29 protein-coding genes and 1 riboswitch are annotated in these 25,415 nt (G+C 48.3%); of the genes, 20 read left to right on the top strand and 9 right to left on the bottom strand.

What is annotated here, in order from left to right; translation table 11 throughout:
- Positions 1–35 precede the first annotated feature (35 nt).
- Positions 36–521: a DUF456 domain-containing protein gene (locus tag MUG84_RS19745; protein ID WP_244728015.1), complete on the top strand. Its 486-nt coding sequence runs from the start codon at positions 36–38 to the stop codon at positions 519–521.
- A 75-nt stretch (positions 522–596) separates the two neighbouring features.
- Positions 597–2,237 (top strand): putative polysaccharide biosynthesis protein, encoded by a 1,641-nt coding sequence (locus tag MUG84_RS19740; RefSeq protein ID WP_244728013.1) that lies wholly within the window; start codon positions 597–599, stop codon positions 2,235–2,237.
- Positions 2,238–2,248: 11 nt separating this feature from the next.
- Here MUG84_RS19740 and MUG84_RS19735 read toward each other — a convergent pair whose 3' ends face one another.
- A complete protein-coding gene (locus MUG84_RS19735; RefSeq protein WP_244728010.1) occupies positions 2,249–3,637 on the bottom strand; it encodes a DUF2515 family protein in 1,389 nt (462 codons plus the stop codon).
- A gap of 129 nt (positions 3,638–3,766) precedes the next feature.
- Here MUG84_RS19735 and MUG84_RS19730 point away from each other — a divergent pair, with 129 nt between their 5' ends.
- The 7 genes from MUG84_RS19730 (at position 3,767) to MUG84_RS19700 (ending at position 10,097) form a co-directional block, all read left to right on the top strand.
- Positions 3,767–4,111, top strand: coding sequence for a thioredoxin family protein (locus MUG84_RS19730; RefSeq protein ID WP_244728008.1), 345 nt, complete (start codon positions 3,767–3,769; stop codon positions 4,109–4,111).
- 200 nt (positions 4,112–4,311) lie between these two features.
- Positions 4,312–5,274 carry a COX15/CtaA family protein gene (locus tag MUG84_RS19725; RefSeq protein ID WP_244728006.1) on the top strand — a complete coding sequence of 321 codons (963 nt, stop codon included), beginning with the start codon at positions 4,312–4,314 and terminating at the stop codon, positions 5,272–5,274.
- Positions 5,275–5,367: 93 nt separating this feature from the next.
- Positions 5,368–6,078, top strand: a complete 711-nt coding sequence (locus tag MUG84_RS19720; RefSeq protein ID WP_244728003.1) for a Cthe_2314 family HEPN domain-containing protein — start codon at positions 5,368–5,370, stop codon at positions 6,076–6,078.
- A gap of 97 nt (positions 6,079–6,175) precedes the next feature.
- Positions 6,176–6,311, top strand: a riboswitch (SAM riboswitch).
- A 144-nt stretch (positions 6,312–6,455) separates the two neighbouring features.
- The gene (locus MUG84_RS19715) at positions 6,456–7,466 is read left to right on the top strand and encodes a methionine ABC transporter ATP-binding protein (RefSeq protein ID WP_244728001.1); all 1,011 of its coding nucleotides are present in this window, start codon (positions 6,456–6,458) and stop codon (positions 7,464–7,466) included.
- The gene (locus tag MUG84_RS19710) at positions 7,466–8,134 is read left to right on the top strand and encodes a methionine ABC transporter permease (protein WP_244727999.1); all 669 of its coding nucleotides are present in this window, start codon (positions 7,466–7,468) and stop codon (positions 8,132–8,134) included. The genes MUG84_RS19715 and MUG84_RS19710 overlap by 1 nt, the downstream gene beginning before the upstream one ends.
- A 144-nt stretch (positions 8,135–8,278) precedes the next feature.
- Positions 8,279–9,103, top strand: coding sequence for a MetQ/NlpA family ABC transporter substrate-binding protein (locus tag MUG84_RS19705; protein ID WP_244727997.1), 825 nt, complete (start codon positions 8,279–8,281; stop codon positions 9,101–9,103).
- A gap of 208 nt (positions 9,104–9,311) precedes the next feature.
- A complete protein-coding gene (locus MUG84_RS19700) occupies positions 9,312–10,097 on the top strand; it encodes an SDR family oxidoreductase (RefSeq protein ID WP_244727994.1) in 786 nt (261 codons plus the stop codon).
- 79 nt (positions 10,098–10,176) lie between these two features.
- Here the strand turns inward: MUG84_RS19700 and MUG84_RS19695 are convergent, their stop codons facing one another.
- Positions 10,177–10,422 (bottom strand): NifU family protein, encoded by a 246-nt coding sequence (locus MUG84_RS19695; protein ID WP_244727992.1) that lies wholly within the window; start codon positions 10,420–10,422, stop codon positions 10,177–10,179.
- A 171-nt stretch (positions 10,423–10,593) separates the two neighbouring features.
- Between MUG84_RS19695 and MUG84_RS19690 the strand changes: the two genes are divergently transcribed.
- On the top strand, positions 10,594–10,848 hold the full coding sequence (locus MUG84_RS19690) for a YuzB family protein (protein ID WP_328275916.1): 255 nt from the start codon (positions 10,594–10,596) through the stop codon (positions 10,846–10,848).
- Here the strand turns inward: MUG84_RS19690 and MUG84_RS19685 are convergent.
- Together MUG84_RS19685 and mqnE are read right to left on the bottom strand one after the other, a co-directional pair.
- On the bottom strand, positions 10,845–11,909 hold the full coding sequence (locus tag MUG84_RS19685) for an NAD(P)/FAD-dependent oxidoreductase (RefSeq protein ID WP_244727990.1): 1,065 nt from the start codon (positions 11,907–11,909) through the stop codon (positions 10,845–10,847). The genes MUG84_RS19690 and MUG84_RS19685 overlap by 4 nt on opposite strands.
- 120 nt (positions 11,910–12,029) lie before the next feature.
- On the bottom strand, positions 12,030–13,136 hold the full coding sequence (gene mqnE / locus MUG84_RS19680; protein WP_244727988.1) for an aminofutalosine synthase MqnE: 1,107 nt from the start codon (positions 13,134–13,136) through the stop codon (positions 12,030–12,032).
- Positions 13,137–13,509: 373 nt separating this feature from the next.
- Between mqnE and MUG84_RS19675 the strand changes: the two genes are divergently transcribed.
- A complete protein-coding gene (locus MUG84_RS19675) occupies positions 13,510–13,869 on the top strand; it encodes a HesB/IscA family protein (RefSeq protein WP_244727985.1) in 360 nt (119 codons plus the stop codon).
- A 94-nt stretch (positions 13,870–13,963) separates the two neighbouring features.
- On the opposite strand, the gene MUG84_RS19670 is transcribed toward MUG84_RS19675, so the two are convergent.
- A complete protein-coding gene (locus MUG84_RS19670; protein ID WP_244727983.1) occupies positions 13,964–14,179 on the bottom strand; it encodes a hypothetical protein in 216 nt (71 codons plus the stop codon).
- Positions 14,180–14,393: 214 nt separating this feature from the next.
- On the opposite strand from MUG84_RS19670, the gene MUG84_RS19665 reads away from it, so the two are divergent.
- Both MUG84_RS19665 and sda read left to right on the top strand, forming a co-directional pair.
- The gene (locus tag MUG84_RS19665; RefSeq protein WP_244727981.1) at positions 14,394–15,056 is read left to right on the top strand and encodes a YheC/YheD family protein; all 663 of its coding nucleotides are present in this window, start codon (positions 14,394–14,396) and stop codon (positions 15,054–15,056) included.
- 236 nt (positions 15,057–15,292) lie between these two features.
- A complete protein-coding gene (gene sda, locus MUG84_RS19660) occupies positions 15,293–15,436 on the top strand; it encodes a sporulation histidine kinase inhibitor Sda (RefSeq protein WP_136608445.1) in 144 nt (47 codons plus the stop codon).
- A 215-nt stretch (positions 15,437–15,651) separates the two neighbouring features.
- On the opposite strand, the gene MUG84_RS19655 is transcribed toward sda, so the two are convergent.
- Positions 15,652–16,653 (bottom strand): NAD(P)/FAD-dependent oxidoreductase, encoded by a 1,002-nt coding sequence (locus tag MUG84_RS19655; RefSeq protein WP_244727979.1) that lies wholly within the window; start codon positions 16,651–16,653, stop codon positions 15,652–15,654.
- Between the two features lie 79 nt (positions 16,654–16,732).
- Positions 16,733–16,927: a hypothetical protein gene (locus MUG84_RS19650; protein ID WP_244727976.1), complete on the bottom strand. Its 195-nt coding sequence runs from the start codon at positions 16,925–16,927 to the stop codon at positions 16,733–16,735.
- Positions 16,928–17,036: 109 nt separating this feature from the next.
- Between MUG84_RS19650 and MUG84_RS19645 the strand changes: the two genes are divergently transcribed.
- Together MUG84_RS19645 and MUG84_RS19640 are read left to right on the top strand one after the other, a co-directional pair.
- Positions 17,037–18,230, top strand: coding sequence for an NAD(P)/FAD-dependent oxidoreductase (locus MUG84_RS19645; RefSeq protein WP_244728244.1), 1,194 nt, complete (start codon positions 17,037–17,039; stop codon positions 18,228–18,230).
- 1 nt (position 18,231) lies between these two features.
- Complete coding sequence (locus tag MUG84_RS19640) at positions 18,232–18,483, top strand: hypothetical protein (RefSeq protein ID WP_244727973.1); 252 nt, start codon at positions 18,232–18,234, stop codon at positions 18,481–18,483.
- A gap of 77 nt (positions 18,484–18,560) precedes the next feature.
- Here MUG84_RS19640 and hemQ read toward each other — a convergent pair whose 3' ends face one another.
- Positions 18,561–19,310 (bottom strand): hydrogen peroxide-dependent heme synthase, encoded by a 750-nt coding sequence (hemQ, locus tag MUG84_RS19635; protein WP_244727971.1) that lies wholly within the window; start codon positions 19,308–19,310, stop codon positions 18,561–18,563.
- A 255-nt stretch (positions 19,311–19,565) separates the two neighbouring features.
- Here hemQ and MUG84_RS19630 point away from each other — a divergent pair, with 255 nt between their 5' ends.
- From MUG84_RS19630 to dnaI, 4 genes are all read left to right on the top strand, one after another.
- A complete protein-coding gene (locus MUG84_RS19630; protein WP_244727969.1) occupies positions 19,566–19,862 on the top strand; it encodes a YuiB family protein in 297 nt (98 codons plus the stop codon).
- A gap of 91 nt (positions 19,863–19,953) precedes the next feature.
- Positions 19,954–21,597, top strand: a complete 1,644-nt coding sequence (locus MUG84_RS19625; protein ID WP_244727966.1) for an alpha/beta hydrolase family protein — start codon at positions 19,954–19,956, stop codon at positions 21,595–21,597.
- Positions 21,598–21,676: 79 nt separating this feature from the next.
- On the top strand, positions 21,677–23,200 hold the full coding sequence (locus MUG84_RS19620; protein ID WP_244727964.1) for a replication initiation and membrane attachment family protein: 1,524 nt from the start codon (positions 21,677–21,679) through the stop codon (positions 23,198–23,200).
- 45 nt (positions 23,201–23,245) lie between these two features.
- The gene (gene dnaI / locus MUG84_RS19615) at positions 23,246–24,217 is read left to right on the top strand and encodes a primosomal protein DnaI (protein WP_244727962.1); all 972 of its coding nucleotides are present in this window, start codon (positions 23,246–23,248) and stop codon (positions 24,215–24,217) included.
- Positions 24,218–24,302: 85 nt separating this feature from the next.
- Here dnaI and MUG84_RS19610 read toward each other — a convergent pair whose 3' ends face one another.
- Complete coding sequence (locus tag MUG84_RS19610; RefSeq protein ID WP_244727960.1) at positions 24,303–24,461, bottom strand: YqzM family protein; 159 nt, start codon at positions 24,459–24,461, stop codon at positions 24,303–24,305.
- A gap of 352 nt (positions 24,462–24,813) precedes the next feature.
- Here MUG84_RS19610 and trxA point away from each other — a divergent pair, with 352 nt between their 5' ends.
- Positions 24,814–25,128 (top strand): thioredoxin, encoded by a 315-nt coding sequence (trxA, locus tag MUG84_RS19605; RefSeq protein ID WP_244727958.1) that lies wholly within the window; start codon positions 24,814–24,816, stop codon positions 25,126–25,128.
- The last annotated feature ends 287 nt before the right edge of the window (positions 25,129–25,415 follow it).

Genomic DNA, 25,415 nt, shown 5'->3' with positions numbered 1-25,415 from the left:
GCTTAAACTATATTAATTAGAGGAGATTAAAGACTATGGCTGTACTCGGATGGATTCTGATCATAGCCTTGTTCGCCGTCGGTATAGCTGGGGCGGTTGTCCCCGTGCTGCCGGGCTCGGTGGCGATTTTTGTTGCCTTTTTCGTCTATGGCTGGTTCTTTACGTTTGGGCATTTTAATGTGTGGTTCTGGATTATTGAGATCCTGATCATGGTCGTCCTGTTTGTGGCGGATTATTTGGTCAGTGCATGGGGGACGAAGAAGTACGGCGGCTCCCGATTGTCCGTCATCCTAAGTACCATCGGCGTCATCATCGGGCCATTCGTCATTCCGGCATTTGGGCTTGTCATTGGTCCGTTTTTGGGGGCCTTTGTTGGCGAATTGCTGGGCGGATCTTCGGTGTCGAAATCCACAAAGGTCGGCTTTGGTACACTGGTGGGTCTGTTCAGCAGTATGGTCATGAAAATTATTTTGCAAATTGTGATGATTGTCGTGTTCTTTATCTGGATTGCTGTTTTTTAAAATGGTGTAAAATAACAAGTTTTCAGACATATGCTCCATGGGGTGTGCTTGCTGGGGGAAAGAAGGGAAAAGAGTTTGGCTAAAAAAGAATCGTTTATTAAAGGTACACTGATCCTGGCCGCTGCGGCACTCGTGGCGAGAGTGCTCGGGCTGGTACAGAGGGTGCCCCTCGATCATTTGTTTGATGATGTCGGCAAGGCGTCATTCTCCATTGCCAACAACGTGTATCTGATGCTGCTCACGGTAGCCACTGCCGGCATTCCGAGCACGCTTAGTAAAATGGTATCCGAAAGGTACGCATTAAAGCGGCCGGGTGAGGCGCGCCAGGTGTATCGTGCCGCGCTGCTGTTTGCGGCATTTGCCGGAGTCATTATAACCGTACTTCTGTATGTACTGGCGCCGTTTTATGCAACATATATCTCCAAAGTGCCGGAGGCTGCGCTGTCCATCCGTGCCTTGGCGCCTGCGCTGCTCCTGTTTCCGACGATCGCTATGATGCGGGGATATTTTCAAGGAAGAAATAACATGACGGCCGGCGGCATTTCGCAAATTGTCGAGCAGTTCGCGCGTGTAGGCACGGCTATTCTTTTGGCGTATTTCATGCTGAAAGCCGGCTACAGTGGAAGCTGGGTGGCTGCGGGCGCTTCCTTCGGCGGGGTGCTCGGTAGCATCGGGGCATTTGCGGTTATGCTGTACTATACGGTGAAGATCCGTAAACAGGATAAGGCGGAGATTCTTCAGGAGCGTTCCGAGACGAAGCTGCCGCTGATGAAAATTTACAAGGACATTTTTACGCTGTCCATTCCGATTGTGCTGTCATCCTTAACCGTTCCGGCGGTTAACTTTATCGACTCCTCCATCGTCAATCCGCTCCTGATCGGTCAGGTCGGGGCAGCAAAAGCAACGGAGCTGCTCGGGATTCTCGGACAGCGCGCTCAAAGCATCGCCGGCATTCCGCCGATTCTGGCCATCGCGCTCAGCACTTCGCTGATTCCGGTTATCTCGGCAGCTTTTGCCAGGAAGGATCAGGAGCATTTGCAGCAGCAGATGACGCTGGCGCTGCGTATCTCCGTACTCACCGGGATGCCGATCGTCATTGCGCTGTGTACAGCGGCATATTCGATTAACGGACTCTTGTTCAGCACCCTTGACGGAAGCGGGATCATTGCGCTGCTTACGTTCGGCACGATCTTCCAGATCACGATGATGACGACCAACTCCATTCTTTTGGGCGTCAACAAGGCGAAGGTATCGATGGTCAATGTAATGATTGGCATTCTGGTGAAGCTGGCGGGAAGCTTTCTGCTTGCCCAATGGTTTGGTATTTATGGCATCGTCGCAGCCACCGGGCTTTGCTTCCTGGTGATCACGCTACTGAACCTCAAAATGCTGAAGGTCATCGTTCCTTTTTCGATCCTTGGCAAACGTTGGACAGGCTTTGTGCTGACCGTGATCCTGACCTCCGCAGTAGGCTATGGACTGAATGAGGCAGGTATCCAGCTCACGCGCATCATGCCTGACCGCCTGGCATTCTTGATCACCTGCATCATTGTCGGCTGCGCTGTCGTCATTCTCTACCTGGTGCTGATGATTATGTTTGGCGTACTGCGCCAGTATGAGCTTGTGAACTACCCTCGCAAGGTGCAGAAGCTGCTTCGGCCGCTCATGCGCCTGCAGCCAGCACGCTTCAAGTCCAGCGATTCGCAGGGACAATAGATAACATATCGTCAGTCCCTGTCTTCCGATGTTTCGGTTACCGCTCTATCCGCATCATGGGTTAGAGCGGTTTTATGAATGGCATAACGGTGGGCATGCGTCATCTCGATGAAAATCGGCCTTTTCGGACGCGTCACCTGATCGATCGCTTTTTTGCTTTTAAACCAGTCGTACTGGGTAATGGGCTCGTAAGGCATATCATGCCAAACCTCGCTTAGCGCCGGGCTGTATAACCGTTTGCCTTCCGGCAGCCATTCCGATTTAAGCAGCTCTGTGCTCTCCAGTGGAGAGTTCAGGGCTGCTTTTTTATCGCGGGTAAACAGCTTGGGCCAATACTCCTCCCGTGAGCCGAGATGCACGGTTTCTGCGGCGAAAGCTTCGACTCCGGCCAATACGTCCTTATATCCGAACAGGATGGCGTAGAGCGCTTTTCCGAATTCGATCCGTTCCTCAAGATTCGAGAAATGCTCCAGGATCAGTCCGACCATGCCCCGGCAGCCTTCAGGACAGGCTTGGTCATTCTCGCCACTATCTGCCTCATTTTCGCCTGGATCTTCATCGGCTTTTGAGGCATCAGGCTGTACGAGCATCGGAAAAATAACTTGATTCATCTGAAATCTACTGTGAAGTGCGAATACGGGACTTTGCAAAATGTTTTTCTGAAAGTAGCTGTTCTGGATGACCCTGCCCTCAATATAGTTCTGTTCGTTGATAATGAGACCGACCGCCAGCAGCGCGCTGTCACGCTCGATCCAGAATCTTTCCCAGAATGGGCGCATAAAAGCCGAGACGCGAAACTCGGGCAGGAGGTGAAACAGACTTCTCCCGAGCTTCCGGCTGTGTATGTAGAGAAGCAGCTGCGGATAGGCATCCAGAAAGATTAGGGCGTTGCTCCGCTCCAGCATCTGATACATATCCTCTTGAAGCTGGCCCGAGACTACATCGGACAACAGGCCGCCCTTTAAGTCCGTCATATTCCAGCCTGCGTTGCGGGAGACCATATGGGCCAGAAAAGACCAGTGCAGCTCCGGAAATTCGCGATAGCAATCATAATAAGCTTCTGTGCGCGTGATATTGCTCCGGTTGGCTTGGAGCACAGACTCACGGATTTGCTGCACGATATCCCGATCCTCCGGCGATAGCGGTGCTGCAGCCTCCTCTTTTCCGAAGGCGATGTCACGTATACGGTTACGGTCGCTCAGCAGCTTATCGAGCTGGTCTCGAATGCTGTAGGCAGCCGTTTCCCTCCAGCCGAACGATCTCTGTTCTTTGATCAGAAGCTGGGATGCCTTCCAGCAGGCATATTTCCCTTTCACCGCTTCTGCGGCGGTCTGTGGGAGCGTCTTAGCGAGACGGATAAAACCTTGAAATGCAGAGCGTTCTTCCTCCTTCTTCGCCATGGACGGATCTTCCTTTCCGTGTGAAATGAGCTTAGTCACAGTATGGCTCAAAAATTTGACTTCCACTCTATATTTTGATTCACTAAGGAAAGAATTGGACAAAAAATATTCAGAAAGGATTGATTATAGATGCAAAAGATCACTTCAGAAGCTGAATTCCAGGTTGCGATTCAATCCTCGCGACTAACCGTAGCTGTTTTCAAAGCCGATTGGTGTGTAGACTGCAAATTCATGGATCCGTTCATGCCGGATGTCGAGGAGAAATTCGCTGATGACATGACGCTTGTGGAAGTAGACGTTGACAAAGTAGAGGATGTCAGCCAGGAACTGAACATTCTCGGCATTCCGAGTTTTGTGGCCTTCGCCGATGGACGGGAGCTTGTCCGCCTTGTCAACAAGCTGCGTAAATCGCGGGAGGAAATCGAAGGCTTCCTTCAGCAGGCGCTGGATGTGTACAGAACGATCCATAAATAAGAAAAGGAGGCATCGCTCTAGCCGGGTTAGAGTGGTGTCTTTGTCTTTTTTTGCAAAAAGAATGCGTTTTCTTTGCATTTTGTCACAAAAGTGGGTATATTCCCTGGTGCGTTATCAGGTATAATATATGGGATTGGTAAATATACGAAACGCTTCAGAAAGGTGGAGCGTTTTTAATTTTGAGCTGCAGGTGAGAAAATTTGAATACTAAACAATTGAAATGGCTCAGCTACCTTACCTTTGTCGTTATGTTTTTCGCGACTTTCGGCGGGACGATCGTAACCAAGACCGATTCGGGTTTGGGCTGCGGCCATGAGTGGCCTTTGTGCCAAGGGCGGTTCGTTCCCGCTCATACCATTGCTTCGTTAATTGAATATTCCCACCGCTTAGTCAGCGGTATGGCAGGGCTTACATCGGTTGCTGTTGTCGTGGCCTTTTGGCTGTTCGCCAAAAACCGTAAGGACTTGCGCATGTATTCGTGGCTGACGCTGATTTTTGTCATCGTACAAGCCTTGATGGGGGCGCTTGCGGTTATATACGACCAGTCCTCGGCAGTGCTTGCGCTTCACTTTGGATTCTCCTTGATTGCATTTGCGAGCTCCCTGATGCTGGCTCTAGGCGCCCGAAAAATGGACATGGAGCAAAGCTCCGCTCCGAGAGTGAATCATCCTCAGGTCAGCCTTGCTTTCCGAAATTTCGTCTGGATCGTCACCATTTATTCGTACATTGTGGTGTATATCGGGGCTTACGTGAGCCATACTAGCTCGGCGGGGGGCTGTTCGGGCTGGCCACTGTGCAACGGTAAACTGATTCCGGAACTTACAGGCAGCGTAGCCATCGCTTTCTTCCACCGTCTAGCCGCTCTGCTTCTGTTTATCGCAGTGGTTGTGATGGCGTACTATTCGTACAAGCTGCATAAAGGCTACCGCGAGATCTGGGGCCTTGGCATCGCTGCAGTGATTCTGTGCCTGATGCAGGTATTCAGTGGTGCGGGCATTGTATATACACTGAACAAACCGGAAGTATACATTTTTGCCGCTCTGTTTCATAACCTGCTGATTTCTTCGCTTTTCGGAGTGCTCTGTTATTTGAGCGTCAGAGTATGGCAGCTCGCAAAAAAGCCTGTAGAGCAATCAAGAACCGCATCGAACATTGGAAACTAAAATCTCATCACAGGGCAAAGTCCGCGAAGTCATTTCGGGGGCTTTGTTTGTAAATGTCGTACTTCAGGAATACGATACAAGGAGAGAATACCGATGCTGCGAACACTGCTAGGAGAAATGCCTCGTCAAAATAGCGGGCTGCTTCAGGAAGCGATGGAAACGATGTTTCAAACGATCCATCTGCTGCATAGGAAAATCGAGAAGGACAATGATCCCAGCCATGATTTTCGCAAGCTGGAGATTTGGACCCGCGGCTTGGTCTCTTCACTCGATGAACTTGAACAAAGCTGGTATGCGGCTTGCTTTTTCCGAAAGTCGGTCAAAGCGGGATATGTTGATGATATGAACATTCAGGAACAAAGCGAATATGCCCGTTACATCTATTTTTATAAAAACGGCTTTATTCGCGTCTTTTCGATACTGGATAAACTCGGCACCGTACTGGATAACCTGTTTGATTTGCAAACGTCAAAAGTAAAAGTCCATTATTCCTACTTCACGGCGCTGCGGGAGCTTCATAATCTGAAGCAATATGACAAGCTTGCTAGAGAGTTGACCGGAATCAAAAATGATTACCAAGGGCCCTTGAACGTGCTGCGCAAGCGGCGGAACACGGAGATCCATTATATGAATGCAGAAATGCAGGATGATCTGTGGCAGCGGCATCAAGGTCTGAATGGCAAGATCGAGCTGGAGGATCTGGACAAATCCCTCGATGATTTGAAGCAGGGTCTCGATATGGTGTGCAAATCTTTGATTGCCGTGTTCCTATACGCAAATGAGATGTGGGCCAAAATGGGATGAAGGTTTAAAGTTGTTCAACAATTTTCCTTTTGACAAAGAATAAAAAACTTATTATACTGAAAAGCGTGAAAATCAACTATTAATTGCATACATTTTTTTCTTATCGAGAGAGGCGGAGGGACAGGCCCGATGAAGCCCGGCAACCGATTTGAGATGCGGCGAAAGCCAATTCTGAAATGTCATGGTGCTAATTCCTACAACCGCAGGTGTTCCTGCGGCTTGGCAGATGAGAAAGGAAGCGACTTCGATAAGAAGAGCCCTTTTTGATTCCGTCAAGAAGGGCTTTTATTTTGTCTATTTTCGTCTAAAGATGTTTGGAAATGATAGATGCGGGTGCGAGACACATTTCATAGACTTCAGGGAAGGAGAGCTTCGGATTGATAGAATTGAAACAAGTTACTAAGAAATACGGCAAGGGCTTACAAACAACTGAAGCTTTATCCCGCCTTGATCTGACCGTTCAAAAGGGAGAGATTTTTGGTGTCATCGGTCATTCCGGTGCCGGGAAGAGTACCTTGATCCGATGCATGAATTTGCTTGAACGGCCGACTTCCGGTGAGGTTTGGGTGGATGGAGTGGATTTGACGAAGCTGAACAAGCAGCAGCTACAGAACCAGCGCAGAAAGATTGGCATGATCTTTCAGCATTTCAATCTGCTGAGCTCGGCGTCCGTTTACGATAATATTGCTTTTCCGCTGCGGCTCGCTCATGTAGACAAGACGCAGATTGCGGCTAAGGTGAATGAATTGCTGCAGCTGGTCGGACTGGAAGCGCATCGCGACAAATATCCGGCCCAGCTGTCCGGCGGTCAGAAGCAGAGAGTAGGCATTGCCCGCGCGCTGGCGAGTGATCCACAGGTGCTGCTCTGCGACGAAGCTACCTCGGCGCTGGATCCGCAAACCACGGATTCAATTCTTAAGCTGCTGCTGGATATTAACCGGAAGTTCCATCTGACGATCGTTCTGATTACGCATGAAATGCAGGTCATCCAGAGTATTTGCGACCGGGTGGCAGTCATTCATCAGGGAGGAATCGTGGAAGAAGGAGCGGTTACGGAGGTATTCCTGAAGCCGCAGCATCCGGTTACACGTGAGTTTATTCTCGGTCAAGCCGGAGAATCCGCACAGCTGGCACTGCAGGCGCCGCATGACGGCTCATCCCGTCTGTGCAAGCTGACCTTTCTGGGTGAGAAGACATATGATTCAATCCTGTCCAGAACAGCTAGAGAAACCGGTGTGGATTTCGCGATTTTGCAAGGAACGATCTCCAAAATCAAAGATATTCCTTACGGCCAGCTGATTATCCGTCTGGAAGGGGACGCCGGCCAAATGGAGAAAACGATCCAGAAAGTGAAGGCGGAAGGCTTAGATGTGGAGGTGCTTGACTGATGTGGGGACTGGATTTTTCACAGCTGGATTGGAATGAAATTAGCGTAGCCAGTCTGGACACACTCAAAATGCTCGCCGCTTCGTCAGTCTTCACGTTTATCCTGGGCCTGCCGCTCGGTGTACTGCTGTACCAGACTTCTCGCTCTTCAAATGCTTGGGTACGCACGGTGTATAGCGTATTGTCGGTGATCGTGAACATTTTGCGTTCGGTGCCGTTTATCATTCTGATCGTGGCGCTGATTCCGTTTACGATAGCGATCGTCGGGGTATCTTACGGGGTGCTTGGAACGATTCCGCCGCTGGTGATTGGAGCCGCACCGTTTTTTGCAAGGCTGGTAGAAACCTCGCTGCGCGAGGTGGACCGTGGCGTGCTGGAGGCGGCGCAGTCGATGGGAGCTTCCACGTGGCAGATCATCTTGAAGGTGCTGCTTCCAGAAGCAAGACCAGGCCTGCTCGCAGGCGCTACGATTACCGTGGTCACACTGGTATCCTACACAGCGATGTCCGGTATGGTTGGCGGAGGCGGTCTCGGTGACCTGGCGATCCGTTACGGATACTATCGTTACCAGAAGGAAGTTATGATTATCTCCGTATTGTTTATGATCATTCTGGTTCAGCTGCTGCAAATGGCCGGAGACCGGCTAGTGAAGCATTTTACACGCAAATAACTTATCAGGGTAATGCTATCCGAACTTCGGATATGTTATAGGAAGGTCTCTGCATGGATGGTTTTCAGCCAAGAAAAACGTACATGCATGAAACCTTCCAAGAATAAATCTTATTAAATCGATAAACTTAAGGGGGATTTAACGATGAAAAAAGGATTGTTTGCTTTGCTCAGTCTGCTGCTGGTAGTGGCACTCGCTGGTTGCGGCAGTAAAAATGCGGAGGATAAGTCGGCTGCAGGTGGAAAAGACATGGAAACCATTACAGTGGGAGCAACGGCTGTACCACATGCGGAGATTCTGAAGCATATCCAGCCTACACTTGAAAAAGAAGGCGTTAAGCTTGAGATCAAGGAGTTCTCTGACTATGTGCAGCCTAATGTACAGACCTTCCAAAAACAGCTGGATGCAAACTTTTTCCAGCACAAGCCTTACCTTGACGATGAAAACAGCACTCGCAAAATGGACCTGGTACCGGTAGTAGCCGTACATGTTGAACCGCTTGGCGCTTATTCCAAAAAGCATAAATCCATTGATGAGCTTCCGGATGGCGCGGTTGTAGGTATTCCTAACGATAAAACTAATGGTGGACGCGCTTTGGCTCTGCTGGAGAAAAACGGTCTGATCAAGCTGAAAGACGACAATATGATCCAAGCCACAGTAAAAGACATCGTAGAAAACCCTAAAAACATCCAAATCAAAGAATTAGATGCCGCTATGCTCCCACGCCAATTGTCTGAATTCGATTTGGCTGTCATCAATACGAACTATGCACTCGACGCTGGCATTGATCCGGTGAAGGATGCGCTGTTCATGGAAGACAAGGATAACCCTTATGCTAACATCCTGGTAGCCCGACCGGATAACAAGGATTCCGACGCTATGAAAAAGCTGGCCGCGGCTCTGACTTCCGACGACGTGAAAAAATTCATCGAGGATAATTACAAAGGGGCTATCATTCCGGCGTTCTAATAGTCCTGTTTATAAAAAACTCTGCTGAGGTCATTTGGCCTCGCGGAGTTTTTTGTTTTGCAGCTCATGGCAATGTTCCTAAGGTAAATGCTTATGCAAGTTGTGAGGCCCCGCCAAATCTTTTATACTAGATGAAATGGGATTACATAATAATGAATTAAACACGGTATATATAATGGTTTGGAGTTCCGAAAAAGGAGGATATGCATTGAAGGACAAAATTGCCCTCATTACGGGAAGTGCTAAGGGCCTTGGGAAAATGACGGCGCTTACCTTGGCGGAGCAGGGCTGTGACATTGCGCTCAATTATGTGCACAGCAAGGCGGAAGCAGAGGAGCTGAGGCAAAGAATTGAAGAGCTTGGGGTCCGCTGTATTGCGGTTCAGGCGGATATCTCCGACGCATCCCAGATTGAGGAGCTTGTGCGCCAGGTGGAGTCCAGGCTTGGAAGTGCGGACATCGTTGTGAATAACGCAGGCCCTTTTATCCGGGAACGGAGGCTGTTCTCCGAGTATACCAAGGAAGAAATTCTGTCGCTGATTCAGGGAAATCTGGTGGGGACGATGCTGCTGGATCATCTGGTGCTGCCGGCCATGCGCCTTAAAAAATGGGGACGGATCATCCATTTCGGATATGGTCATGCTGCGGAAGCTAGAGCCTGGCCGCACCGTGCCGTGTATGCGGCTGCCAAAACAGGGCTCGTGTCCTTTACGAAAACGCTGGCAGTAGAAGAGGCCCCTTTCGGAATCACCGTAAACATGGTCTGCCCAGGAGATATCCGCGGGGACAACAAAGAGAAGTACATTGCGGAGGTTTCGGGTCTGACGGACGGCGAGACGCCCCGGGGCAGACCGGGAAGCGGAGAGGATATCGCGCGCGTAATCCGTTACTTATGCCATTATGAATCGGATTTTATTACGGGGAACATCATGGATATATCCGGCGGGCTGGATCCTATCCGTCCGTGGATTGAACCATCGGGCTCCTCATCATAACAAGCACAAAAAGAGTCCTGCCTTCCTAAGGAAGTGCAGGACTCTTGACTCTTGTGTACTTGCGGGTTATTGAATGGGATTAGAATACTTGGACAACTTCGTTGATGCCTTCAACTTCCTCAACGAGGGCGCGTTCAATCCCGGCTTTCAGTGTAATAGTGGAGCTTGGGCAGCTGCCGCAGGCACCCATCAATCTCAATTTCACGATGCCGTCTTCCACGTCAACCAGTTCCACGTCACCGCCATCGCGCTGAAGGAACGGACGAAGCTTATCCAGCACTTCTGCTACCTCATCATACATGGTGCTTTGTGCGTTTTCGCTCATTAGTTTCAACTCCTTTCCTGTAATGATTATTATATTACAATCAGAGATAAAATAAAATGGCTATATCTACTCAGAAAGAAACGCTGTAAACATTGATATTATATGCAACCACCGCTAAACTAAGGTTAGTCCTTCATTTCATGAATTCATATATGAAGCAGGTGATTACAAGTGAGACCCATCATCGAATTTTGCACGAACAACATGCATTTCGGAACCGATGAAGTCATGGACAATCTGGAAGAGAATCCGGATTATGATGTTATAGAATACGGCTGTTTAAGCAACTGCGGCCAATGCGCGATGATGCCGTTCGCCATGGTGAACGGCGAGATTATCGATGCCGACAGCGCGGACGAGCTGTATGAAGCCATTATGGCTAAAATAAAAGAACTCGAGGCTTGGGACAGCCTCGAGCTGGATTAGCCGAAATGGCGTCTGGACAACCAGAGTACTCCGCTCTTCAAGAGACGGGGTACTCTTCCTTTTACGGAGGTTTTCCCCATCAGCCCGAAGCCGGCTTTGCTGCCGAGTGAGCCGAGTGTACCTTTCAGGCGGATTTTATGAAGCTTCGGAGTATCACCGCGCCAGAGCGCATGTAATACTTCCGCAACCTGCTCAGCCTGGGCTCCTGCCGCTTGCGCGCTTGGAGCGAATGGAATGCTGGCGCAGTCACCCACAACATAGACCTCAGGATAATCTGGAATTTGCGAATACGAATTCAGCAGAATTCTTCCGCCGGGGTCTTTTGGCACGTTCAGGTCCTGAACAACTTTGACAGGCTGAATGCCGCCTGTCCATACCGTTACATCCGTTTGAATCGGCTCGTCCCCATTGTAGACAATGCCTTCCTCGACACGGGAAACAGAGATATGCGATCTTGTCATGACGTCATGATCCCGGAACCACTGCTCGACATAGGCGGAAACTGGCGAAGGGAAGGCCGACAGCACGCGGCTGCCGCGATCCAAGATGGTGATATTCAGGTCTGGTCGGCTTTCGCGAAGCTCTGCTGCCGTTTCCACGCCGCTCAGGCCTCCGCCGATAATATGAACCTGGCCATATGGCTTAATATCGTTCAAGCGCTGGTATGTCTTTCTTGTACCGGAAAATGTCTGAATGCTGTTCGTGAATTGCTCGGCGCCTGGAATGCCGTGGTAGCGGTCCGTACATCCGAGGGCAATGACAAGATAATCATATTTGATCGGTTCGTCCTGCTCCATATGGACCAGCTTGTTCTCCAGATCAATGGAAGTCACTTCACCATACCGTTTGGTCAGCTGGTTATGGTTCGGAAACTGGATCCGCAGATCAAAATCCGTAGCCGTTCCTGCCGCAAGCGCATAGTACTCCGTTTTAATACCCTGGAATGGCATCCGGTCTACCAGCACCAGTTCAATATCATGCGGCAGGTGGTTGCTGCTGATCAGACCTTGAATCATGGCAAGACCGCCATAGCCCCCACCTAGAATGACAAATTTTCTCATAGAATCCTTCTGTCCTTTCTGTACATCGGCTTTTAATGGTTCGCTATAGCAAAAAAAATCCTCAGTTAGAAACGAATACCTCTGCAGAATTCTGGGGTGTAGTGAGCTGCTTATAGGGTCTTACTCATATACTTTGATTTCATTGTAGAACGTATCCCGTTCAACCGGAATTCGTCCTGCGCCTTTGACGAGCCAGATCAGCTCATCGCGGGTCAAGCCTTCAGGCGTGAGGGCTCCTGCCGCATGGCTAATCCGTTCTTTAAGGATCGTTCCATGTACGTCGGAAGCGCCGAAGGAGAGGGAGACCTGGGTCAACTGCGGACCGATGTTGATGAAGTAAGCTTTAATGTGATTGAAATTATCAAGCATCAGACGGCTGATCGCGATGGTTTTCAAATCTTCGTAAGCAGAGTTACGGCGCATGATGCCTGCGTTTTTGTTTCTAGGCTGCATGGAGAGCGGGATGAATACCAGGAAGCCGTTCGTTTCATCCTGCAGATCGCGGATCTGCATCATATGACGGATACGGTCCTCATGCGACTCAATCGAGCCATAAAGCATGGTTGTGTGGGTTTTCATGCCCAGCTTGTGCGCAGTTCTGTGGACGTCGAGGTATTGCTCTACATTCGCTTTTTCCACTTTCATCTTTTTACGGTACTGATCGGACAGAATTTCGGCGCCGCCACCAGTAAGCGATTTCAGTCCGGCCTTTTGCAGCTCCTTAAGAACTTCTTCGATGCTGAGTCCGCTGATGCGGGTAAAGAATTCGATTTCCGCTGCCGTATAAGCTTTTAGTGTCACATCAGGGAAGCGGTCGGTTAGTGCTTGCAGCGAATCTACATAATATTGAAAAGGCATATGGTTGTTATGGCCGCCCACAATATGGAACTCACGAACACCCGGGTGGATATGCTGCTCAACGTATTCAATCATCTCTTGGCCGGTCAGCGTATACGAGCCTTCATCGCCAAGATCTTTTCTGAAATTGCAGAATGCGCATCTGGCTTCACAGACATTGGTGAAATACAAACTCATATTTTCAATAAAATAGACCTTGTTGCCGTTTTTGCGCAGATTGACTTCGTTAGCAAGCTGACCCAAAGTCAACAAATCATCTGTTTCATAAAGGAATACACCGTCTTCGATGTTTAGACGTTCCCCGTGGCGAACTTTTTCGGCGATTTCTTCCATTCTCTTATTGGAATTAGGTGTTAAGATCATGGACATTTCCATTCCTCCTGCTCATTTAATTAGGGCTTCATTCATTCAAGTCTTGTATAACGGCTTGTTCATGCGCTCTTAAAGAGCGGGCCGGTTAATTATAGGCAGCAGGTTTGCGTGCCTTTGACTCAAAAGGATTTAACAATTTTGTGAAAAAAATTACAAAAAATTATGGCAGAGCATTGTCATCGCGGTGACAAAATTTTGACATTTCCAGATCTCTTGTCACCCACACTATTATAAACCTCACATTCAGGCTCCGCAATACGGTGGGCAGGAAAAAAAGGTCATCGTTCCCGCCTGATGAAAGGCGGACATTACTTGAGAGGAAAAGATTTGTGGAGTATACTGAGCTTAAGTACCATAAGGAGGGTGACCTATGATTAACATTAGCGATTCCGCTTCCGATAAACTGAAAGAAATGCTGTCCGAACAGGAGATTCCGAACATGTTTCTTCGTCTGGGCGTACAGGAGGGCGGCTGCAGCGGTTTTTCATACGCCATGGGTTTTGATGATGAAGAATCCGAGAATGACGTATTTATGAATGTAAACGATCTGAAGGTCGTAGTGGATAAGCAAAGCCTGCCGCTAATTAACGGACTTGAAATTGACTATGAGGATGCAGGCATGAGCGGCGGCTTTACGATGCATAACCCGAACGCTACGGCAACCTGCGGCTGTGGAGCTTCCTTCCGTACGGCTACGAATGAAGGCAAGCCGGCTCCTGAAGAGTGCTGATTCAGAAGCGTAAATCTTAAGAAAAAAAGTAAAAAGGCTCGCACCGCTTCGTTGAAGCAGGGTGTGAGCCTTTTGCTTTGTATGTGTGTATGTCTTAGGAGCTTGCAGGAACAATAAAGGTATGATTGACCATGAAGACAATCATGGCTGCTGCAATAAGGGAAAACACGATACAGCCCGCACCCACCGCTCTGCGTTTATCTTTCATAAATTTGATCCCAATGGCGAAAATTCCCACGGTGACGGCAGCAAGTGAGATCGACGCGCCGACAATCGCGATCCAGTACAATATTCTAAAAAATTCAGCCACGACCCAAGTTTCCTCCCTTTGTAACATTCAAATTCCATTATAGCCCATAAAGTCATAGACGCCAACAGATCTATTATGGCAACATTCTGCTTTAAGTACTTCTAAAGTCCGCAGTTTTTTTCGGCAGATTATTCGATTACGTACAAACATACAAGAGAGAAGTCCGACTTAAGAGTATGTTAAAAGATACGAGCGAGGAAAGGAGGCGGTACAAATGGGGGGAAGACAGCTGGCAAGCAAGTGGCTGAAAACCCAAGCACTGCTGACAGATCCCAAAGTTGCCCCATATATACCGCAAACAAGAGAACTGAGTATGGAAAATCTTCGAAAAATGATTAGAGCCCATGGATTTGTTGTCGTCAAACCAGTCGTTGGAGGCGGAGGATACGGTGTCATCAAGGTGGCTAGATCTGGAGCGCGCTACAGTATGACCCATTCATCTAAAACGAGTCACTATGGATCCTTCCATGATATGTATCATGCGCTTCTGCGGGTGAAAGTAAAGCGAAAATATCTCATTCAGAAGGGGATTCATCTGGCACGGATCCGAGGCCGTCCAATTGATTATCGTGTGAAGTATGTCAAGAACGGAGAACACTGGGAATTCAGAGCGATGGTGGGCAGATTAGCCAGAAGCGGGCTATTCGTGACCAACCTGTGTAAAGGCGGAAATTTGCTCAGCTGCAAAGAAGGACTCCGCCGTTCCTTGCCCCATGTCTCTTCAACGGCCAAACGGCATGAAATGCGCCAGCTTACCCGCCAATGTACGGCGATTCTAGAGCGTCATTTTCCGGGCATCGGGAAGCTTGGTTTTGACTACGGACTGGATCAGGAAGGAAGAATATGGATTTTCGAAGTTAATACCAGACCGCAGTAAAGTTTTCATAAATCATATATTGGTAGAAAAATATTTTAGCTCGTTCGAAGTGTTAACTATCCTGTGTATAACTTTTATCCCCATAATCCACTGCATTTTCATTGGTTTTACGACACTTGCTAACAAATTATACACAGGATTTCCACAACAGCCTGTGGATACTGCGAACGCTTGTTCCGTCTATAAATGTTTGATATGATAGTTTTGAGGAAAAAATAGGAAAGGATGTGAAAAGAATGGCTATCTTGACGGATGAAATGCTACTGGATTCTTATCACGCCGCTGTTGAATTGATGCTGGACCGGGATTTCATAACCCTGCTCCTGGCTGAGATCCACAAACGGAATCTGGAGGCTGTCCAGCCGAGTGTCGTTCACTAAGAATAGAATCCGCTACACATCCATCGTTATTAATTCCTTAATGAAGGCTCGCGATCGGTTTCCCATCTGAAGGCGTTTGGAGGTGTAGAATCTATTTTCGATATACATAGAACAAATATCAAAAAATGAGGGTACCCTTTATTGGCTGCGATGCAAATAAGCAGTCAAACTAAGGATACCCTTTTTTGTAGTTCAATTTATAGATAGATGATCATTTAGAGCTTCATGTTGCTGCTGTGTCCCGGAGACAGCTTCGCATCCGGATCAATGTATACCTTTGCGTTATTCACAGCCGTTGGTGCTTCGCCAAATCCGACAGCGATCAGTTTAAGCTTGCCTGGATAGGTCGTAATATCGCCGGCAGCAAAAATACCCGGAATGTTGGTTTCCATTCTCGAATCGACGATGATGGAATTGGATTCGATCTCAATGCCCCAATCGGCGATTGGGCCTAAGGAAGACACAAAACCAAAGTTGACGATCACATCATCGACTTCGATCTCCTGCGTTTCCTTGCTCTTCACATGAGAGAGCGTTACTTTCGTAATCGATTCTTCACCATGCAGCCCGGTAATTTCCGTAGGCGTCACCACATTCACCTTGGAGTTCATCAGATTTTCGACGCTGTGCTCATGGGCACGGAATTTATCGCGGCGGTGAACAAGCGTAACCTGCTCGGCGATCGGTTCCAGCATCAGGGCCCAGTCTACGGCAGAGTCGCCGCCGCCCGTAATCAGAACCTTTTTGCCTTTAAACTGGTTCAAATCATTGACGAAGTAGTGCAGGTTCGACTTCTCGAATTTCTCCGCTCCTTCCACTTCAAGACGGCGGGGCTGAAACGCGCCGACTCCAGCCGTAATGATCACGGCTCTGGAATGATATTCTCCTTTATCTGTAGTCACGACAAAATGACGCTCGTCCTGCTTAACGAGTGAAGTTACCTTTTCCTCCAGGCGTACATTCGTCTGGAACAGCTCCATTTGCTTGGACAGGTTGTCCACAAGCTCCTGGGCGGTCACTTTTGGAAAGCCCGCTACATCATAGATGTATTTTTCCGGATATAAAGCGGTAAGCTGCCCTCCGAGCTGAGGCATGCTCTCGATCAGCGTAACAGATGCCTGGCGCATGCCGCAGTAAAAGGAAGCAAACATGCCGGTAGGACCTCCTCCGATGATGGTAAGGTCAGATATTTCAACACCCTCTGAGTGTGAAGCCATTGTATATAAGCACCTCCAGCTTGAAAATCAGAATAACAATCTCTTTCATTATAATATATCCCGGCTCAGGCTGAAAAGTTTACTGGAAAGTGGATGGAAGGGAAGCCTCTGAAAATAAAGGCGCCAAACCAGTTGAAATGACCAATAAATCCGGCGCGGGGCGCGGAAAACCAAGGGGAAATAAGACTTGATCTTTTGTCTGAAAGTAGCTATCATTCAATTGTGCATTACCATCTTTTTGTCGAATTTCAGACATTTTCGCCTTAAATTTCAAGCATTCCGCTGCATCCTAATTATAAAAGTGTATTATTTCACAATAAGTTTTGTAATGTCTCACAAAATATATAAATATACAAAAAGAAGGACTTGGAAGGAGCAAGATGATGAGCAACATTCCCAAGATCGTAATCCTTGGCGCGGGATATGCAGGTATCCTGACAGCACAGCGACTTCAAAAGGAATTAAATTATAATGAGGCAGATGTTACCTTAGTAAACCGTCATGATTACCATTATATTACGACTCATTTGCATATGCCTGCCGCAGGTACGGATAGCGTTGAAAACACACGTGTTCCTATTTCGAAGCTGATTGATGAATTCAAAATTGACCTGGTGAAATCCTCCGTTCAGGAAATCCGGACCCATGAGAAAAAGGTCATTCTGGAGGATGGAACCCTATCTTATGATTACCTTGTCATTGCTCTAGGCGGAGAGTCTGAGACCTTCGGCATTCCAGGATTGTCTGACTATGCGATGACGATCCGCAGCATCAACTCGGTTCGTTTGATCCGCAAGCATATTGAATACCAGTTTGCTTTATATAAAAATGAAAGACATCCGCAGGAACGCCTGAATTTTGTTGTTGGCGGAGCAGGCTTCAGCGGTATTGAATTTGTGGCGGAGCTCGCGGACCGGCTTCCGGAGCTTTGCAAAGAGTATGATGTAGACCCGAATCTGGTCAACATTTATAACGTTGAGGCGGCGCAGACCGCGCTGCCGGGCTTCGCACCGGAGCTGGTGGAATACGCCATGGATGTGCTCAAAAGAAAAGGAGTCACCTTCAAAATTGGCGTAGCAATCCAGGAGTGCACACCGGATGGCGTGCTTCTTGCTACGGGTGAAGAAATTAAGGCGGCTACAGTCGTGTGGACCGGCGGAATTCGCGGTAATCACATGATTGAAGCGGCAGGCTTTGAAACGGCTCGCGGCCGCGTGAGGGTGGATGAGTATCTGCATGCGCCGGGTCAAGATCATATTTATATCCTTGGCGACAATGCCCTCGTCTTCAATCCGGAAGGTCGTCCATACCCGCCGACGGCCCAAATCGCCATGCAGCAGGGTGTATGCTGTGCCTATAACATCGTGGCTGCGATCCGAAACCAGCAGCCAAGAAAGTTCGTGTACAACAACAAAGGCACTGTTGCTTCCCTGGGCAAAGGGGAGGGTATTGCCGCGGTCGGCGACAAGCTGATCAAGGGCTGGAAGGCCGCGCAGCTGAAAAAGCTCGTGGATATGCGCTATCTCTTCATTATCGGCGGCATACCGCTGGTACTGAGAAAAGGGAAATTCCTGTAGGATGCGCCACTGTAGTGTTCAGGTACGCTCACTTTTGACGAGGGATGAGCTGGACCGTTACAACGCGTTGATGGAAGTCGGAGGCTATCTGGAGGACCAGAACCGCTATGATCTGGTCTATACGGTGCAGAAGGAAATTGATATTCTGATTCTGCCTGCCATTGAGCGATTAAAGGAAAAAAGCCGCGACCGTGACCGGGCAACGGCGGAATTTCTCGAGTCTCTGAAGAACCAGGAGCAGGAAGAGGAATAAGCATTATAAAAGAAGTATTTCAGAGAAAAAAGGAGCCGTCCCTATTAAAAAGGAGCGGCTCTTTTTGTTTAATTCTATTAAACCTTCAGCATTTCTTCAAAGGATTCTGTGGTCAGCAGCGTTCCCACATAGAAACTTCCGAATTCGGCATAACGTGCGCTGACTTCGTCAAAACGCATTTCATATATGAGCTTCTTGAACTGCAGCGCGTCGTCGGCGAACAGTGTAACGCCCCATTCCCAATCGTCGAAACCAACGGAGCCGGTAATGATCTGTTTCACTTTGCCTGCATAAGAACGGCCGATCAGTCCGTGGCTGCGCATCATGTTGCGACGATCTTCCATATCAAGCATGTACCAGTTGTCGTTCTGGTCACGTTTTTTGTTCATCGGATAGAAGCAGATATATTTCGTTTTTGGTAGAATCGGTTTGAGACGTGCGATGACTTGCGGATTTTCCATCGGATCTCCGCCGCCTGATCCTGCGAGATAGTTGCTCAGCTCCACGACACTTACATAAGAATATGATTTGGTTGTGAAGCGGGCAAACAAAGTTTTATTGAAGGCGGTTTCCACCGCATTAAGTTCTTCGAGCGTTTCACGCAGATGCATGATGATAAAGTCGGCTTTTTGTCCCACAATCGTGTAGACAGCTGTGCTGCCCTGATTGGCCGATTCGATCTTGGACCATTCTTTCGTAAACTCCCGCAGCTCATCAAGCGCCATTGCGCGTTCTTCGTCGTCTGCGGATTTCCAGGCTGTCCAGTTGATGGAACGAAAATCATGAAGAGCGTACCAGCCTTCTAAAGTGGATGCTGCTTCGTTCATTTTATCGATCACTCCCAAGTTTAGTTGCGTACTATGTTCGCTCTAGCGCATTGTCTTCGAATATCTTCTATATATTGTATCCAACCGTAAGAGAAAGAGCAAATGAAGTCACAATCTATTCAATTATTGTTCGTTGCTTAGTGACAAATTTTCTAGTAAACTTACTACATATAATGAAAAAAAGATAATGAGAACGGTTACGGCTGCTTACGAACGAAAAGCGGGTCAGAGAGAAGAAGAGGTGGGCAGGTTAAAATGCAGTTTATTCCTGTATTTGTACTGATGGTTTTATTTTTTGTGATGATGTTCGGTATCGGTTTCATTTTAAATATGCTTATGAAAACGACATGGTTTCCTTCTTATTTGTTTGTCGTTGTTATTTTGCCGATTGTCGTATATTCGCTGTGGGACCGTGGTGAGGTATCATTCCTGAGCCACTTGGCATCGTTCCGGGTTGTAGATTATTTGACGGGCCTTGCAGGTCTCGCGGGTGCTGTCATCAGTGGATGGGCCATCCAAAAGCTGCGTAAAAGCGGATTTAAAATGTTTTAAAAAAAGGAAAATGGGCAGCTCTCCGGAAGGAGGGCTGTTTTGCTTCATATAATAAGTAGATCGTATATTTTACATGGAATGGGGAGGAGCTTTGAAGAGGAGACCATTTGTCCTGATATTTATGATGGTTGTCATGATGGGATGCGTTCTGCCTGTGAAAAGTACGGAAGCATCAAAGGAACCGGAAGTCATTCCGGTACGCGCGGCAGTTGAAGCGCTGGGGGGAAGCGTGCTATGGATCAACGAGGAGAAAGTGCTGAAAGTGACTCTTGGCAGCCAGAAATGGAAAATGACTCTTGGCAGCAGTCTTTCCGTCTTAAACGAAAAGGGCTTTGTGCTCGCCCGGCCAGCAGCCATGAATGCGGAACATACGGTCTGCGTGCCGCTCCAATCCTTCAACCAAGCCTTGGGAGTCAACATGCAGCTGAGCGGAGGACAGTGGATGCCGGAAAAAGAAGATACGGCCGGACGCGGCATGTACTGGATGAGCCTTCTGCAGCGGGAGGCCTTCAAACAGGCCCGGGGCATGATGAATGCCTCCTTGGCGAAGCATTTTCCGGTTGAGGCCCTTGAGTATTACAGGGACAGTCTTGAGGAAGCGTACGGTTCCTGGATACTGCTGAAGGCTGATGCCCGAGAGGACAACGTGCATAAAAATGCGATATTGATTTACCAGACGCCGCGCGGCAAAAGCTTTCGGATGGAGCTGCGTTTTGATCAGGACGGTGAACTCGATGATCTGGCTTTGCTTCGTAACACTCCCGATACATATCTTCCTCCTTCATACGATCGTCCAAGGCAATACAAGGAGCAGAGAGTAACCGTTGGCACAGAGAGCCTGCCGCTGCCGGGAATACTGACGATTCCCATTCAACCTGAAGGGAAGGTTCCAGCCGTCGTGCTCGTTCACGGATCCGGACCGAATGATCTCAATGAATCGTCCGGAGGAGGTAAAATGTTCCGCGACATCGCCGTCGGGCTCGCCAATGAGGGGATTGCGGTTCTGCGCTACTCCAAACGGACATATGAATATCCGAACCGTGCGTTAACGCCGCAGTTTACGGTTCAGGAAGAATCGATTGACGACAGCTTGTCCGCGGTCAAGCTATTGCAGCAGAATGAGCGGATCGATACCAGCCGGATCTACGTGCTCGGGCACAGTCAGGGCGGCATGCTAGTTCCGAAAATTCTCGAAGAGACCCAAGACCAAGCTATTGCCGGAGGGCTTCTTCTATCCGCACCGTCGGGCTCGCTTGAGGATCTGATGCTTCAGCAGTATCAGGGAATCCTGAAGCGGGCTGTCGATAACCATGAAACGGAAGCCGAACTCGAGCGGAAGCAGGCGAAGGTGCAGACATGGCAGACGGCCGTAGATCTGCTTCATGACGATGAATATTCCAAGGAACATCTGCCTGCTATTTTTCCGCTGCCGAGCGCTTACTGGTGGTATGATATCCGAGGCTACAGCGGTCCTCTGATAGCACGCAGCCAGCATGTGCCGCTCCTGATCCTTCAAGGGGAAAACGACGTGCAGGTTCCTTCATCCAGCTTAAAGGTATGGAAGCAGGCGCTTGACAACAGAACGGATGTAACGTATAAATCATATCCTGGGCTGAATCATATGTACGCACTGTACGATGCGCCTTCAACAGGCGATGAATACCGCTATGCCGCAAATGTTCCCGGGACCTTGATCAAGGATATGGCGAACTGGATTCATTTGGTGTCAAAATAATCGTCGAAATATATCGGAGCAGAGGATCCATTTATGATAGAATAGAGAAAGTCTACGTTACGATGGGAGGAGCCAAAATATGCACATGAAGAGCCTGCTGCATTTTACGGAAAATCACAGGTACTGCGTATATCGCGATTTTTGCTTAAGCAGCCTGGACAGCAGAATGCTCAGCTCGATTTACCAGCCCATGGTCGGAGCCTTTGCAATCAGTTTATATCATCTGCTGTTTCAGCAGATTCCTATAGAGAAATTGGGATATTCGCTGCTTGAGCAGCAGCGTCGCCTTTTTCTGACATTGGGCCTGGAGCCTAGTGAAAGAGGCCGTAAATTCCTGATTGAACAAGCCTCGCTTCTGGAAGCGGTGGGCCTGCTGCAAACCTGCCGCATGTATATGCCGGAGCATGAAGACTATGTTTACGAATACGAGCTTCAGCAGCCTTTGTCACCTGCAGAGTTTTTTAACACCCAGCATCTGACGCTGCTGCTGCGGGACAAGATCGGCAAGTTTGCCGTACTAGCGCTGCGGGAAGAGCTGTGGGCGAGGGAGCCTGAGGAGTTTTCGGGACCCACAGCCACAGCAGGCCACAAAGAGAATATTTCGCTTGCCTTTTACGATATTTTCGAATTGAACACGCATGTCATCGATTATGAGTTGGAGCAGGCGCTTTCCGAGGTATCTACCGCAAGACAGCCTGGAGTTAGATTGTCTGATGACGAGGATGCGCTGAATTATGCGGACATTATTCTCCGTTTTCCTAAGGATTCGGTGAACCGGGAGCATGTCGAGAAGCTCCGCTTCAACCATGAGCAGATGGGGATTATCAACTATGTGGTGAATAAATATGACCTCACTACACAGGATTTGTGCCGGCTGCTGGATGAAGACGGGGTATTTGCCGTGGACGGCTCCATTGCCCTAGAGGAGCTTCAGCGTAAGGCTAATATGCATTTTCGGCAGGACAAACGACGCCAGGAGCAGCGTGAGGTATACGCGGGCAAAGTGGTTTCGTTCCGCCAGAATGAAGAGTCCCAGGACCCGGCTCCGCTGGAGCATGCCGTTGAGATGGAATATTATGTCGATGTTCCGGTTCAGTTTCAATCTAAATGTGATATTCACCAGTATAATATGATGCTGCGAAATGAACCGTATACGAAGCTGCTGAAAACTTTTTTTCCGGGCTCCGTGCCGGATAACTTTTTGGATATATTCGATAAAATCGATCACAGCTACAAACTGCCGGGAGAAGTCATCAATGTACTCATCCATTATTTAATGTCGCTTCTGACTTCAAGCGGCAATGATCAACGTATCAACCGCAATTTTGTTGAGGCCATTGCCTCGAACATGCTGCTGAAGCAGGTGAATTCGTACGAGAAGGCCGTTCAATATATACGCGACCAGTCCAAGGTCAAAGGCAAGCAGGCTGCAGCTTCCGGGGGCGGAAGAACCCGTACATACGGCAGCAAAGCCGTGAGAGTCAAGCCTGAAATCCCGATTGCTCAGGAGAGCCAGACGATGGACGCAGTCAGTGAGGAAGAATTTGAAGCCATGCTGCGGATGGCGGCAGAAATGCAGGCTAGCAAGAAAAAGGGTGTTTAATTCAAGGCAAGTCTGCATGCCTGAGGAAGAAAGGAGGAGATGAGTTTGGAATCGTTAGGTCAGGTATTAAAGCAAATGAAGGGACCATCCTTCCTGAAAAGATCGCAGGCCATATTTGATGAGCTGCTAAGCAATCCAATCGTCATAGAGCTGCGCGAGGAGCATCCGGAGCTTGGTGAGGAGAAGCTGCGCACCAATCTGCCGCGTCTATACCAGTATGTGAACGATCGCCGCAACTGCGTCAATTGTCCGGGACTTGATAAATGTCCGAATGATTTTCAGGGGCACTATAGCAAGCTCGAGACGGAAGTGCTGCACGGGCAGCTGGAGCTTGTCGAGCGTAAGGCGCCGTGCCAGCTTGAGATCGCAAAGCAGAACGAAGACCAGATCAAGAAGCGTATTCGGAGCTTTTATGTGGATGAACGAGCGCTTCAAGAAGGATATAACGAAGTGGAGATTATGCGGAAGGACCGTTTGCGGGCGCCTGCGGTAAACCATGTTTTTAGCTATATCCGTGAAGTTAAGGAGCATGGGCTTTCATGTCAGGGATTGTATCTGTTCGGCTCGTTTGGAACGGGAAAAACGTTTCTGATGAGCTATCTGCTTCATGAGCTGGCCATCAGCGGCTACACCGGCGTGATTGTCTATATGCCCGAATTTGTGGAAGATTTGAAATCGATGCTGCAGGACAACCAAAAGCTGAAAGATACGGTCGAAGTTATGAAAACCTGTGATCTGCTGATATTTGATGATATTGGGGCGGAGAATTTGAGCCCTTGGGTCCGGGATCATGTACTCGGAGCCATTCTCAATTTCCGGATGAACCGTAAACCAACCTTTTACACCTCCAATTATGATTTGGCCGGTTTGGAGAAGCATCTCAGCTTTACAAGCAAGGACGGCGAGGAAATGTATAAAGGACAGCGGCTGATGGACCGGATTTCTCCGTTTGTGGATGTTGTGCATCTGCATGGCGAGAACCAGCGGCGGAATCGTTCCGGACAGCTTACGCTCTGAAAAGCGCATAGAAAAAAGCCTGACCTTCTGCTAAAAATAGCGGAAAAGTCAGGCTTTTTGTGTTCCAGCTCATCTCTAGAGCTCGTTAGCCGGAGATCACAAACTTGATGATGACCATGATTGCGAAAATGAGGAACATGAACAAAGACATGCCCCCAAAGCCATTCATCAGATCCATCAAGTCATTGCGCGGCTCTTCGTTCACGTGTTTCCGTGGGTCGTTAGCGTGCACGTTTGCATCCATGATTACAAAATGCCTCCTCAGGATGGTTTCACTTTATGTAAATGAGCAAGGTCATTGACAGAGAAACCCGAGTTAACATTAGTATACCCAATTTCCAAAGAATTTGTAAAGAATATATGGTGAATACTTTATAGGAGGTTAAACGAACTTTTGCGGCTTTGCCGGATGCGAAACGGCTGATGTTCCGGCCTTGGTTTAGGCTGTTCAAAATTTGTTTGATTTTCTATACCGGAATGGATCCATCTGTAATTAAGGATTTCACATTTTCCAAAAAAATGTGTTATACTTAAACTGTCCGCAAAGACATATCAGTTTGATTGAAACCCAGCTTTTTTATAAGGAGGAAAATATTATGGCTATTGTGAATGTAACTGACCAATCCTTTAATGCTGAAATTGAAGGCGGAACAGTATTGGTTGACTTCTGGGCGCCTTGGTGCGGTCCTTGCAAAATGATTGCTCCTATTCTGGATGAGCTTGCAAACGAGATGGGCGACTCCGTAAAAATTGCCAAATTGAACGTGGATGAAAATCCTGAAACAGCTTCCCGTTTCGGTGTAATGAGTATTCCAACACTGATCTTCTTCAAAGATGGCCAGCCAGTAGATAAAGTGGTAGGTCTGAATTCTAAGGAAAACCTGAAGAACATCATTTCCAAGCATCAATAATCAAGTACATTTCACGATCAACCATATCATGCGCCTCCGGATTTCCGGGGGCGCTTTGTTTTCTGCAATTGAAATTGTTGCTATCTGCTGTCCTAATGGTAATAAAAACGCTCTTTGGATTTTGGGGATTTATTATATAATAGTAATGTATTTCGAAGAAAACTCTAAGTAGCCAGACCGCGTTTAGCGGAAATTACTATTGCGATATCAGGGAGAGGATTCAAAGGAGATTATGCATTCTGATATCTAAATAATAGTAAGATCGATGTAACTTCATAGAAGGGAGG

It is taken from the genome of Paenibacillus mangrovi, assembly GCF_022898935.1.
GTDB classification, from domain to species: Bacteria; Bacillota; Bacilli; order Paenibacillales; family Paenibacillaceae; genus Paenibacillus_AQ; species Paenibacillus_AQ mangrovi.
This window is presented reverse-complemented; position numbering and strand designations above follow the sequence as displayed.

What these genes read in the sequence shown, in the direction of transcription:
- MUG84_RS19745 (WP_244728015.1), top strand. Translation starts at nt 36, where the DNA reads ATGGCTGTACTCGGATGGATTCTGATCATAGCCTTGTTCGCCGTCGGT.
- MUG84_RS19735 (WP_244728010.1), bottom strand. Translation starts at nt 3,637, where the DNA reads ATGGCGAAGAAGGAGGAAGAACGCTCTGCATTTCAAGGTTTTATCCGT.
- MUG84_RS19730 (WP_244728008.1), top strand. Translation starts at nt 3,767, where the DNA reads ATGCAAAAGATCACTTCAGAAGCTGAATTCCAGGTTGCGATTCAATCC.
- MUG84_RS19720 (WP_244728003.1), top strand. Translation starts at nt 5,368, where the DNA reads ATGCTGCGAACACTGCTAGGAGAAATGCCTCGTCAAAATAGCGGGCTG.
- MUG84_RS19710 (WP_244727999.1), top strand. Translation starts at nt 7,466, where the DNA reads ATGTGGGGACTGGATTTTTCACAGCTGGATTGGAATGAAATTAGCGTA.
- MUG84_RS19705 (WP_244727997.1), top strand. Translation starts at nt 8,279, where the DNA reads ATGAAAAAAGGATTGTTTGCTTTGCTCAGTCTGCTGCTGGTAGTGGCA.
- MUG84_RS19695 (WP_244727992.1), bottom strand. Translation starts at nt 10,422, where the DNA reads ATGAGCGAAAACGCACAAAGCACCATGTATGATGAGGTAGCAGAAGTG.
- MUG84_RS19685 (WP_244727990.1), bottom strand. Translation starts at nt 11,909, where the DNA reads ATGAGAAAATTTGTCATTCTAGGTGGGGGCTATGGCGGTCTTGCCATG.
- mqnE (WP_244727988.1), bottom strand. Translation starts at nt 13,136, where the DNA reads ATGTCCATGATCTTAACACCTAATTCCAATAAGAGAATGGAAGAAATC.
- MUG84_RS19675 (WP_244727985.1), top strand. Translation starts at nt 13,510, where the DNA reads ATGATTAACATTAGCGATTCCGCTTCCGATAAACTGAAAGAAATGCTG.
- MUG84_RS19665 (WP_244727981.1), top strand. Translation starts at nt 14,394, where the DNA reads ATGGGGGGAAGACAGCTGGCAAGCAAGTGGCTGAAAACCCAAGCACTG.
- sda (WP_136608445.1), top strand. Translation starts at nt 15,293, where the DNA reads ATGGCTATCTTGACGGATGAAATGCTACTGGATTCTTATCACGCCGCT.
- MUG84_RS19655 (WP_244727979.1), bottom strand. Translation starts at nt 16,653, where the DNA reads ATGGCTTCACACTCAGAGGGTGTTGAAATATCTGACCTTACCATCATC.
- MUG84_RS19645 (WP_244728244.1), top strand. Translation starts at nt 17,037, where the DNA reads ATGAGCAACATTCCCAAGATCGTAATCCTTGGCGCGGGATATGCAGGT.
- MUG84_RS19640 (WP_244727973.1), top strand. Translation starts at nt 18,232, where the DNA reads ATGCGCCACTGTAGTGTTCAGGTACGCTCACTTTTGACGAGGGATGAG.
- hemQ (WP_244727971.1), bottom strand. Translation starts at nt 19,310, where the DNA reads ATGAACGAAGCAGCATCCACTTTAGAAGGCTGGTACGCTCTTCATGAT.
- MUG84_RS19630 (WP_244727969.1), top strand. Translation starts at nt 19,566, where the DNA reads ATGCAGTTTATTCCTGTATTTGTACTGATGGTTTTATTTTTTGTGATG.
- MUG84_RS19620 (WP_244727964.1), top strand. Translation starts at nt 21,677, where the DNA reads ATGCACATGAAGAGCCTGCTGCATTTTACGGAAAATCACAGGTACTGC.
- MUG84_RS19610 (WP_244727960.1), bottom strand. Translation starts at nt 24,461, where the DNA reads ATGGATGCAAACGTGCACGCTAACGACCCACGGAAACACGTGAACGAA.
- trxA (WP_244727958.1), top strand. Translation starts at nt 24,814, where the DNA reads ATGGCTATTGTGAATGTAACTGACCAATCCTTTAATGCTGAAATTGAA.